This window comes from Streptococcus sp. HMSC076H09 (genome assembly GCF_001811765.1).
Lineage (GTDB): Bacteria > Bacillota > Bacilli > Lactobacillales > Streptococcaceae > Streptococcus > Streptococcus agalactiae.
Genome location: NZ_KV806601.1, coordinates 67,624 through 78,578, shown reverse-complemented (window position 1 = coordinate 78,578; position 10,955 = coordinate 67,624). Strand labels below are relative to the sequence as shown.

Annotated in this window: 14 protein-coding genes and 2 pseudogenes; all 16 read right to left on the bottom strand. The window is 33.0% G+C overall.

Translation table 11 applies throughout. The features are described from left to right. Positions 1–360 (bottom strand): annotated as a pseudogene (locus tag HMPREF2818_RS10305) (cell wall anchor protein); the annotation flags it as partial. A 16-nt stretch (positions 361–376) separates the two neighbouring features. Next, entirely contained in the window at positions 377–925 is a 549-nt protein-coding gene (locus HMPREF2818_RS04045) for a hypothetical protein (protein ID WP_000829083.1), read from the bottom strand. Beyond that, positions 925–2,067 (bottom strand): annotated as a pseudogene (locus tag HMPREF2818_RS04040) (CHAP domain-containing protein); the annotation flags it as partial. The gene HMPREF2818_RS04045 and the pseudogene HMPREF2818_RS04040, both read right to left, overlap by 1 nt. A 183-nt stretch (positions 2,068–2,250) precedes the next feature. After that, positions 2,251–4,752: an ATP-binding protein gene (locus HMPREF2818_RS04035; protein WP_000239404.1), complete on the bottom strand. Its 2,502-nt coding sequence runs from the start codon at positions 4,750–4,752 to the stop codon at positions 2,251–2,253. A 20-nt stretch (positions 4,753–4,772) separates the two neighbouring features. Then, entirely contained in the window at positions 4,773–5,183 is a 411-nt protein-coding gene (locus HMPREF2818_RS04030; RefSeq protein ID WP_000390749.1) for a conjugal transfer protein, read from the bottom strand. 3 nt (positions 5,184–5,186) lie between these two features. Beyond that, a complete protein-coding gene (locus HMPREF2818_RS04025; protein ID WP_001055037.1) occupies positions 5,187–5,453 on the bottom strand; it encodes a hypothetical protein in 267 nt (88 codons plus the stop codon). A gap of 20 nt (positions 5,454–5,473) precedes the next feature. Then, entirely contained in the window at positions 5,474–6,427 is a 954-nt protein-coding gene (locus tag HMPREF2818_RS04020) for a conjugal transfer protein (RefSeq protein ID WP_000565541.1), read from the bottom strand. A 52-nt stretch (positions 6,428–6,479) separates the two neighbouring features. Next, positions 6,480–6,734, bottom strand: coding sequence for a Txe/YoeB family addiction module toxin (locus HMPREF2818_RS04015; RefSeq protein ID WP_000481712.1), 255 nt, complete (start codon positions 6,732–6,734; stop codon positions 6,480–6,482). Further along, positions 6,727–6,993 (bottom strand): type II toxin-antitoxin system Phd/YefM family antitoxin, encoded by a 267-nt coding sequence (locus HMPREF2818_RS04010; protein ID WP_000387490.1) that lies wholly within the window; start codon positions 6,991–6,993, stop codon positions 6,727–6,729. Before HMPREF2818_RS04010 ends, HMPREF2818_RS04015 begins: the two co-directional genes overlap by 8 nt. 144 nt (positions 6,994–7,137) lie before the next feature. Then, positions 7,138–7,611 (bottom strand): hypothetical protein, encoded by a 474-nt coding sequence (locus tag HMPREF2818_RS04005; protein ID WP_000560386.1) that lies wholly within the window; start codon positions 7,609–7,611, stop codon positions 7,138–7,140. Between the two features lie 7 nt (positions 7,612–7,618). Beyond that, positions 7,619–8,101, bottom strand: a complete 483-nt coding sequence (locus HMPREF2818_RS04000) for an antirestriction protein ArdA (RefSeq protein WP_000383283.1) — start codon at positions 8,099–8,101, stop codon at positions 7,619–7,621. A gap of 52 nt (positions 8,102–8,153) precedes the next feature. Beyond that, positions 8,154–8,426 carry a hypothetical protein gene (locus tag HMPREF2818_RS03995; RefSeq protein WP_000072643.1) on the bottom strand — a complete coding sequence of 91 codons (273 nt, stop codon included), beginning with the start codon at positions 8,424–8,426 and terminating at the stop codon, positions 8,154–8,156. 131 nt (positions 8,427–8,557) lie between these two features. Next, entirely contained in the window at positions 8,558–8,911 is a 354-nt protein-coding gene (locus HMPREF2818_RS03990) for a helix-turn-helix transcriptional regulator (protein WP_000571928.1), read from the bottom strand. Then, positions 8,904–9,134, bottom strand: a complete 231-nt coding sequence (locus HMPREF2818_RS03985; protein WP_001866982.1) for a helix-turn-helix domain-containing protein — start codon at positions 9,132–9,134, stop codon at positions 8,904–8,906. The genes HMPREF2818_RS03990 and HMPREF2818_RS03985 overlap by 8 nt, the downstream gene beginning before the upstream one ends. Further along, positions 9,121–9,498: a hypothetical protein gene (locus HMPREF2818_RS03980; protein WP_000287185.1), complete on the bottom strand. Its 378-nt coding sequence runs from the start codon at positions 9,496–9,498 to the stop codon at positions 9,121–9,123. The genes HMPREF2818_RS03985 and HMPREF2818_RS03980 overlap by 14 nt, the downstream gene beginning before the upstream one ends. 15 nt (positions 9,499–9,513) lie before the next feature. Then, positions 9,514–10,746 (bottom strand): replication initiation factor domain-containing protein, encoded by a 1,233-nt coding sequence (locus HMPREF2818_RS03975; RefSeq protein ID WP_000338839.1) that lies wholly within the window; start codon positions 10,744–10,746, stop codon positions 9,514–9,516. Between the last annotated feature and the right edge of the window lie 209 nt (positions 10,747–10,955).

The following is a 10,955-nucleotide window of genomic DNA, read 5'->3' as shown; positions in this document are numbered from 1 at the left end:
TGTACTTGGTGCTGACGTACTTGAATCTGTCGTACCTGTTGTTTGATCTGTACTTGGTGTTGGTGCACTTGGTGCTGTGGTATCTGTTATTGGATCTGTACTTGGTGTTGGCGCACTTGGTTCTATAGTATCTGTTATTGGATCTGTACTTGGTGTTGGCGCACTTGGTTCTATAGTATCTGTTACTGGATTTATATTTGATGGTGGTGGCGTTATAGAATCAGATACACCTGCATCTACCCCTGATAGCATTATAGTATCACCTCCACTAGTTACAACATCTGCACTTGCTGATAAATTACCAGCCATTAAAAATAGTCCTGAAACAGTAATTAAACTTAAAACTTTTACTTTTGACATAAATTTTCCTTCTTTCTTAAAATACTACATTTACAGGTGTACCATGTACACTCGCAATCTCAAATTGGTCTGTACCTAATACATAATTACCAGCTAAACTTAATTTGTCTCTTTTATCTGTTACTAAATTAATAGTAAACTGATAAACATTACTCGCATCTGACTCATATACTTGTAAACTTTCCAAATCAAAATGATAACCAGCCATCAACATGGTTTTTACAGTTTGGGCAACTGTAGGATTTGTAATGGATAATTTATTTTGATAATCACCCTTAATATCTGATTGTGTTGGGATTTTTACAAGGTAATCAATAGGTACAGTTATAGATCTTTTAACCTTCTCCTTTTCCTTATCAGATACTTGACGATCACTAGCTTCCAAAGTAGATTTTGTTTCTTTAGTTGAATCATAAGACTTAACCTTATGTTTCGGTTCAACTCGTTCAACTTTTGTATGATTACCACTTGTTTTAATCACTGGATTATCTTTTTGAATAACTTTATAAACTATAAAAGCCATCACTAACACCATTAAAAATAAAACTATTTTTCTACGTTTCATTAACTACCTACCGTTTTCACTTTATCAGACAATTTATAACCAGCTTTAGAGGGATTATAAAAACTATAATGCTCTTTTTTTAATTCTAAAGTAGAAACATAACGATAATTCCATGAATATGGTCCAAATCCTCTATTATCTCCAGAATAAGTTGAATAATTTTGCTCTACTATTAACATATCGCCATTTTCAAATACATGACTAACCACTCCAGTATGCCCAGCACTAGAAGTACCTGAACTTGAAAAAACAGCTCCAGAAGATGGAGTATTTTCAGAGCGTCCACCGAATGCAGATACCCAATTAGAAACAACCATATTACCATTTCCCATTCTTTGCGTTGGATGCATTCCGCCTTTAAGCCATAAACCATACATCAAACTTGCTGAAAGATCTGTACATTGACCACCAGTAGAAGCTATCGCATTCCATCCACTAGACGTTCGATAAAATAAACCAACTGACTTAGGATCTATTGCATACTTTTTCAAATCACTTGGTAATTGATCTGGTTTCCATGCATTATAAGAAGTGTATTTAACTTTCCCTGACTTATCTTTACCAAATAAGCCCTGTACCGCATTACTAGCTGAATCACAAAGAGATAAAACTGTAGAATCAGAAATTATATCGCTCTTACCAGACGAGGACGTTTTTGAACCACCACCAAAACTTTTAGAAAATTTTTCTGCATCAAATTTATATTTTGAACCATTAAATATTTCATAGGCTTTTTGCCCATCCGCAGTCTTTTGAGCTTTATTAATATATGCAGTATTTCCTCGTTCGTAAGCATTCCAAACTAAAGTGGCCTGCTTGGGATCAGTCATCTGTGCCATCTCTTCAAAAGAATGATTTCCACCTGATAAATCCATTGCTTTATTCCAGTCTCCTGATTTAATGGATTTCATAACAAAGGCATTCATGGCATCTGCATCTTCCCATTTGGGATCGCCTAATGGGGCATACTTTGTGAAAGGTGTGATTTGATAAATACCACCTCCAGCTTCAGTCGTATAGTAAGATAACCCAGTAGGTCTCACATTAAAGGCAATTGAATTTGTTTTTAAATCATTACCATAATGCCCTTCTGCTCGACCTATCATAGCAAATCCACCTTCTGAATTAACCCAACCAACAATCAAGTTAAGTAGGAAAAAGGGAAAATTAACAAAAACATCTAACAAAATGCTTTGAGCTCCAGTCTCAGCTCCGTGAGTTATCTCCATATAAGCCTTTAACGCAAATATATCCACATCTTTTACCTTCGCAAAGGTCGAAGCAATCAAACCATCATCTATTTTGTCCATCTGATTACCTCCCTTCTACGAAGCATATTTATTTTCAAGGTGGCTAGAAACTGTTTTCTTCATTGGTTTTAACAATGGATCAATATCTGGATGAATGTTATGTATCGAAATCATATTCAAATTGCCATAAACATCATAGTAGAGACATTGCCCAGAAATCATATTATCAATCCACTCTAAATTCTTAGGTGTCACCTCTAACCCTACATGTTTTAAGATATCTTCACGTTCCGATTTTTCATAAAATGAAAAAATTGTCCCAAAGCCGGTCGTATCATCATCGTTTTCTGCATCATGAACAGATTGAGACACTAGCATCAACACATTATACTTAGAGCGACCAACACGGCGCATAGATTTAATAACAGCTTTTCCTTCTGATGACTGCATGAGAACCCAAGCCTCATCAAAAATTTCAACTGTTTCATCATCACTACGCTCACCAAAATGCTTACAAAACGCACCTAAAGCAAACATTAAAGCAATCGAATTACTTTCATGATCAGATATATGATCTGAACCGTCCTTAGGCAGTGATAAATCCGCAACTTCTAAAACTGTCACACGTTCTTCGTAAGAAAGACCAGCAACATCACCATCTGAAAATGCCAACTCTAAAATAGAATTCTGAATAATAGCTTTAAAATAACGACCAACTGACTGAACTTCATCACTTTCAGAATCAATAAGTGCCTCTATCACCTGATTAAAACCAACGACTTCACCAGCTTCACGTTTTGCAATGACTTGACTAATTGCTTCTGTTAAAGCTGTTGTTTGATCTAATTTAATTTCTGTCGCATTTTTCAACAAATAAAGCAACATATTTTTAGCCGTTGATGAAGCACCTTCCTTATCAAGAATAACAATAGGATCTAATACACCATGATTTTCTTTGACAGAACTATCAAGAGTGACAAAATTCGTTTCCTCAATTTGCTTCTTACGTAGAGGAAACTTACGTGCATACTCTGGATCAGAAACAACTTTTAAATAGTGTTGCCGTAGTTCTCGTTTAGGGTCAATATAAAGGACACGAACATTTTGTTGAGCAGTATGTAAAAAGATCATCTGTGCTAAGTATGATTTCCCTTGACCTGTCGCCCCAGTTATAATCACGTGAGGATTTTTAGTAACCTTACCAGCAACATCTTCTTTATTCGCGACTGTCGCATTAAATAAGACAAGATTTTTAGATCCCATAATAGCTTCGTCAATAGAATCCCAAGCAGTTAAACGATTATCTACTCGTCCAATATACCAACCAATCCTGTTACCTGATTGGGTATTTGTAAAAAGCATCAACTCCGAAAAACCTCGAGCAGTTACTAAATGATTCCACTTACGAGTTGTTTTTTGTAAATCTTGACCATAAAGTAACGCTTGAAATAAATATGGTGTATCATGACTGGCTTCATAAACATTGACTTTCATATCATCAAAGTAACTTAAAATGGCATATCTACGTTGTTTTAGTTGATTTAAACTAGAACCAGCAACTACCAAATAACAACCATACTCTATGATTTCTTCCTTATTTCCAACTTTTTTCATAAGATCCTTAAGCGAATATGCTCCCATCAAGATATCATCTTGTTGAACCGTATTTGTGTTATAAGCTTCTTTCATGATTTGATCATAGCGTGTATTTGAGCGCCCCATAGTGCCACCCAATTTTGTCTTATCTATAAATTCCGCTTGAAATCTTAATTCAACCGGAAAACTCATTCTTTGAACTAGTTCACCAAGATGAAAGCCATTAAATATGGTAGAGAACCGACCTACTGGAAGAACGGATACAAATGAACTCCCATAAGCACTCTCCAATTTTAAAAAACCACCTTCTAGTGATTTAATCAACGTATCTGTCACATTTAACATATTCCGATTAGCTATAACCTCACTTTTAGTATGAGGAACATATCTTAAAAATTGCATCCGTTGATAATAAAATAAATCAACATCCGTTAATCTTTTGGCTTTCAGGGTAGACAATAAACTATAGACAAGTAATTCTTCTTCTGAATGTTCTTTATACCAATCTTCATCTACTTCTACCTCATAACCAGCTAAAGAAGCGAAGTTTGATGCGATAGATTCAAACTGATTATAAATAAATTCTTTTATATTAGCATTGTATTGCCCTTTACCAAGATCAACTCCAATTAACCAATCAAACTGATACGGTATCTCCATTTCATGTGTTAACGTATCAACTGTAAAATCGAGTGTTTCTAACCCTAATTCTTTAACATCATCTGCTAGATCCGCTTCAAAATCCGACATTTTTTCACCAAGAAGATAATCTTTTGGTATTAATGAAATATCAAAATTTTTATATTTAGCTAATTTTTTGATAACCTGTGCTACCTTCGCTTTATGACTATCTTTTTTATCACTATCTGTAATAGTGATTGGTGTATTTGGAATGCGATAGTATGCGACAACAACTTTATCTTTTCGTAAAGCTAAATTTTGATGTATTCTATCAATCGGATATTCCAATTTTTTTACCATCTGATCTCCTTTCTTAGTCTTTATATTTTCGTCTTCTCAAAAACTATTTCCTCTACAATGTCAACACGTTCTCCTTGATAAATCCCTTTTTTATTTAACCCAAAATCTTTGAGATAAACCAGATAATCCCACAAAAAGATATGCATCTTTTTTCCTTGCGGTTCATATTCTACATAAAATTTCGCTAACTTGCTTGGAACAAACCAATACAAGAGCATTGAAACGGAATGCGTTAAAGCATTTAACACCTGCATTAATGGAGAACATACCGTCAGCATCAACACTAAGATGATAAAGAAAACAATAAAAAATGATAACTGCATAGGTGTAGAAAAATACCAAATCACTTTGCCTTTTGCCGTTTTAACTTCCTGAATCCAGTAAGGAGCATTCAAGCCCCTGCTGTAATCAAAATATTTTTCTTCTTCCATAACTTATAACCCCGTCTCAACACCAAACCAGCGAAGCATTCCACCCAAAAAAGATAGAATCTGTTGACCTTTAAGCATTGATACAATAATCGCATAAATAGCTAAGGTTGAGAAAACTTTTAACCAATTAGCTTCTTTCCAATTCTTAATAATTATAAAGACAGCAATTACACTAATGAGGTAAATCCCATCACCTTGAAAAAATTGCTTTAGTCCTGAAACGTTGGGACCACCTGCTAAAATAACACTATTCACTTTTACTAAATTCATTTTTTCCCTCTCTTACACCTCTATTTAAAATAATGATACATCTCTTCAACATACCAACCATTGTCTGCTTTAGATAAATATAATGTAAAGTTTTCTGATCGTGTGCCACCTGTTACAAGATCTTCAAAAGTTACTGATAATTGCACGACTTGATGCTTTTTTTCTTGATAATAAATCGCATTATTAAGATCTAGCTCACTAACTTTAAATCCTTTCCCCATCAGTTCTGGAGTTTTCATTAACAGTTTCAAGTCTGTCTTGTTACTTAAGGCATATTTATTAAAGAAAACTGGTAAAAACTTTTGAATAGAACTTACTTGTTCTTTCGATAGTTCCTTGACTTGATCTAATGTTTTCTTCTCAAATGCTTTAGATTTACCTAAATACAAATCTTCTGCCACAGTATAAGGTTGACTAACGATTGCAAGCAATCCTCTTTGCATCTGAAAAGGAACAGCCAAGTTCATCTGATATGATTTTTTATCAACTTCATAACCAATACGCATCAAAGCTATATAGTAATCTTTTTCTTTTTCAACACTTATTAAACGTTGTGTCTGCAAAGTCCTAGACTTTCTAACATCATCTGTCATACTGGCAGTTGAGAAAGAATAATAATTTTCTAATTCTGTTTTTCTTTGATCTGCAGTATCTTGTGAATAGTTGATATAGTAGTAGACAAAATTATTCATGTAATACTGAATTCTAGATATATCTAATGAATCGTCAGTTTTCTTATGTTTTGACTTTTTTTCTACAGCAATAACTGTTTCTTTTAAATGTTGTACCTGATTAGATAAGCCAATTGCCCTCAATGATCCAAAAAATCCTACAATAAATAACAAACCTAAGATACCATAGACAATAAAATTGGCTGTCCTTTGCTTTACTTCTTTTGTCTTAGGCTGTTTACCTCCCTCTTCTTTCTTTGTATATCTCAATAGAAACTTTTTTATTTTTTGTATATCAATCATTTAACCCCTTTCTATAAAATAAAAAAGCAGTCACTTTTTTTAGCGACTACTTCTACTTATAATGATCTCTAAAAGATAAAAAATAGATTTCTCCATCTTCTATCATATAAATCAACCTATGTTCTTCTGTAATTCTTCGAGACCAAGCCCCTGAATAATGGTATTTTAAAGGTTCTGGTTTTCCAATGCCTTCAAATGGGTCTCTTTTAATATCTTCTATCAAACGATTAATTCGTTTCAAGATTTTTTTATCTTCCTGTTGCCAAGAAACATAATCTTTCCATGCTTCTTCAGTAAAATTAAACATCTTCTACCTCAATTAAACCATGTTTAGTGACTTGCTTCTCTTTAACTTGTGATATACCATTAATAACCTTATGTGATAGATAATCATTTTCCATCAAACGAATCGTTTCTTGTAAACTTTCCCAGCTATCTTGAGATAAAACCACTATATTTTCATCAGGATTTTTATTAACTACAATCAAAGGCTCAAATTCATCATTGACCTTCTTCATATAATCTTTTAAATTATTTCTAAAATGTGAATAAACAATAGCCTCCATATTAATCACCTCAACTTTACTAGATATGTTGTTATTATATCATTTGACAACATGTTGTACAAGTTTTGGTTTTGATAATCACTAAATAAATAACTTACAAATGATAACAATACATAAATTATCGTTAAGCTTCCAATTACCTCCTCATTCTGTTTTTAACACGTAAAAACCTTTTGAGGTGTTTAATACTATTCCTTCTTCAATATAAGCATTTAAAGCATTTACCCAAGTTACTGACCGTTGCCAAAAATCAATTAAAGAATCAAATTCAACTTTCCTTAAGATATATTTCATTACTTTATTTTCATTATTTGACAAAAATATATAATATTTTGTCACTATTGAATGAACTGATAAACCTTTTTTCAAAAGATATTGAACAATATAGTCATCACCATCATAAAGTCCTTCAATACATCTTTTTAAAAGATAGACTTCTGTAAGTGACATAATCCTATCAACATTCCAATCAGAAAAACCACAAATAAAAAAGGCATCATCCTTAATGCCTTTTTCTATCATACGGTTTCTTACTTGATTTTCCGTAAACTGCATGATGTCTAACTCACATAAAAATTGACTTCTACCTTTTTCACGAGTCCTTATAATTGCAATCATTATCTACTTACCCTGATATTTCGACATATCCGTAGTCTGAAAAACCACCTTGGCTTTCTAAGTCAATATCTCGACCATAAGCTTCATGATCAAAATACATCTCCAGAGCCTCTTTACCAACTCCTTGTACGCCTAATTCATCGAAATAATATTCACCTAGTTCTCGTCTAGTTGTGACATCAGACAGTAAACAACAATCACCAAAATTAAAATCATAATCCACAAAGTCTGAGGCAGTATAACCTATTACCTGATGCACTGCTTTAACAAGTTCACTATCAACATTCTCTACCAGTTCAACAAATTGATTAATCATCTCAATAGAATCATGTTCTTTTAGTAACTGACAATCCGAATCTGCAATAATATACTCTAAATCATCTTCTTCACGAAGCCCCAAAGCTAACTTAAGCTCACTCATTTCCACAGGAAAACAAACTAACGTAGCTCTACCAGTTTTTATATCTCTAACAATTGCACTAACATCCATTTTTGACACTCCTTAATTAAAAAAGGAGCAAGCCATTGACTTGCTCTCACCCTTAATGAAATTCTTGTAGTTTATGACCAATCGCTGACATAGACTTATGAGCCTTATTAATCATATTATTTTGGTAGTAGTATGATTTCAAATGTTGTTGAATCATGTCGACCATATAACCTGGTAAAGTCAATTCTTCACGCTTTTTAAGTAAGCTATTTAACTCTCCAGCTTTTTCCCATGACTGTTCATACTGATGGCTGACCAACAGCTCTGAAAGCTCCTGAGTAACCACTAACAACTTTTTATCTGCTTCTGAACGTGTATTTGACATTTTTCTTTTCCTCTTTTTCTATTGAATATTAATAATTTACAAATTGTTTCTAACTTTAGTTGGACTTCTAATAAACATAATTTCCTCCCAAAATAAAAAGAGTAGGGGTAGCCTACTTACTTTTGTATTTTTTATTCTTTTAAACTCAAACCAAATTCTATAATCTTTTGATAATCATATTTCTTTACAAAATTTTCAAAAACCGAAACAGCAGACAAAATCTTTTCTGCTTTACGGCTATATTCATCAGTTTGAAACATTACTCTTTCTAATTCAATTTGTTGTGGTGTTCCAAAAAGTTCCGTTGCCGAGACATTGAAATATCGAGCAATTTTATCCAAGTTTGAAAATGTAGGATAGCCTTTTTGATTTTCAATATTTGAAATGGTTTGCGGTAACATTCCTATTTTTTTGGCAAGTTCTTTTTGAGATAGACCTTTTTGTTTGCGTAAACGAATTAAATTAAGTGCAAAATTTTCAATCATCTGTTACCCCCAATAAAAAATCTGTAGTTGTTTTAAATAATTTTGCTAGCTTGACGACATTTTCTAAATTCGGTTCACTTTTCCCTGTTTCCCAATCACTATAAGTATTTTGTTTTATCCCTAGTAGTGGAGCTATCTCTTGCTGTTTTAATCCACTTTCTTGCCTTAAACTTTTAAGTCTCTTTGGAAATATAAAATTAGATTTGAAGTCAGTCACGTTCATCACCTCTAAAATTTTCTCTTAGCTTTAATAATCTTTTATGTAAACGATACTGACTAGCTAAATTCATAACAATTTCTTTTTGCCTATCTAGTGGTTGCATGAGTAACCCAAACTTTAAAAGTTTCCGTTTAAAATCAGCAAGTTCCCTTAACTTATCTTCGTAGTCTTTTTGAATTTCATAAACACCAACATAACCAATCTTAATCAAATCATAAATGTCTATCTGATAATCTCTAAGCTCACCTGTTTGAATCTCAGGATAATAAAACTCACGATCAGGAATCATAAAAACTAGTAAATCAATCATTTTATCTAAATTATTTCGTCTATTAACAAAATAAGCAAATTCTCGGTTACTATACAAAACAAAACTTACCTCCTACAAAATACCTAAGCTAGCTTTGATACTGTCAAGTATCTTCTCCCCACGTTCATTGACTTCCCCAGAATTAAGAATGGTTTGTAAATAGTCACCATCCACAATCATGTCATACTCTCTTATCATAGCTAAAGACGGAGAAACAGAATCACTTAACCAACGTAAGGTTCGTTCAATACTATAAGCCTCTGGCTTTGTAACAAATTTTAAAGGCTCAACACCTCCAAACATTAATTGCCACTTTCTATCTGCTTGAAACGACCCATATTCATTTTTCCCATCATACACGTCAATCTTACTAACAATTAACCCTCTGGATATTTCACCAATCGGCACTCCAGAAATAAATTCATCAACTGCCGCATTAGCTTTACTTTGAGATAACCGTATCTCATAACGATTCCACAATTCAAAAATTTCTAAAGCTTCTTCAACAGTAATTCCTTCCTGCTTTGCAATTTCATAACGTTTTTCATAAAAGTTAAAATACATTTCTGATTGACGACTACCAAAATAAAGCGATATTCCTTGTCTATTCTGCTCAATCTCTTCCATATCCGAAAAATTTAAAGAACCGCCACCTATATAATTCCAAGTTCTCAAACTTTCAAAATCTAACTCATGACGATAATATTTTGAAATCATATCTGACAAATGAAACTGTTCATTTTCTCTATCCTTACCCAGATACAATTCATCAATAGCAATATCAAAACGTGTCACATTCATATCATCACGATATGAATTTCTTAGATAACTTAACCAATCATGCCATGTAAATTTTTCAGTTTCCATCAACAATTCCAATTGTCGGCATCCACGACCAGACAATTGAACAGTTATTTGAAAATTACCTGTCTCATGTTTATCCGCAAAATCAAATATCCAAATATCTCCACGTTTCCAAAGATGATTGTAATTCATCAACTTCGATTCAAAAGGCTGAAATTCTTTAAATGCACAGTGCAAAAAGTTACGACAGAAAAATTCAAGATCCCTAACATCCTTTAACGTAATTCTGACATAGTCAATCATCACTTGTAATCGTGAACTATCATTTTCTACTAGATATCCAAAATGTGATTTTATCTCTTGATACTTTTCAAGTGTCAACTTCCGCTTTCCTTGCTCATAGTTTCTAAGTGATTTCAATGTCAAACCAGAACTTAAAGCAAATTCCTTTTGTTTTAGACCTGTTTTCTTTCGAAATTTTTTTAAATAGATAGCATCCACAATAAACAAACTCCTTCTTAGGATTAGTGACCCACTTTTTTCACTAAAATGACCCACCTTTAAAAATCTGAAAACCCTTGATACATATAGGTTTTTGGGGGTTAAAATTCGAAATTTTTCATTTCTTACCCCCCTATTAGAAAACGGGGGTTTTAAAATTGATAAATCCCTCTGTAAAGCCCTAGTGTGTGCGCTGTGTCCGGCGTGTC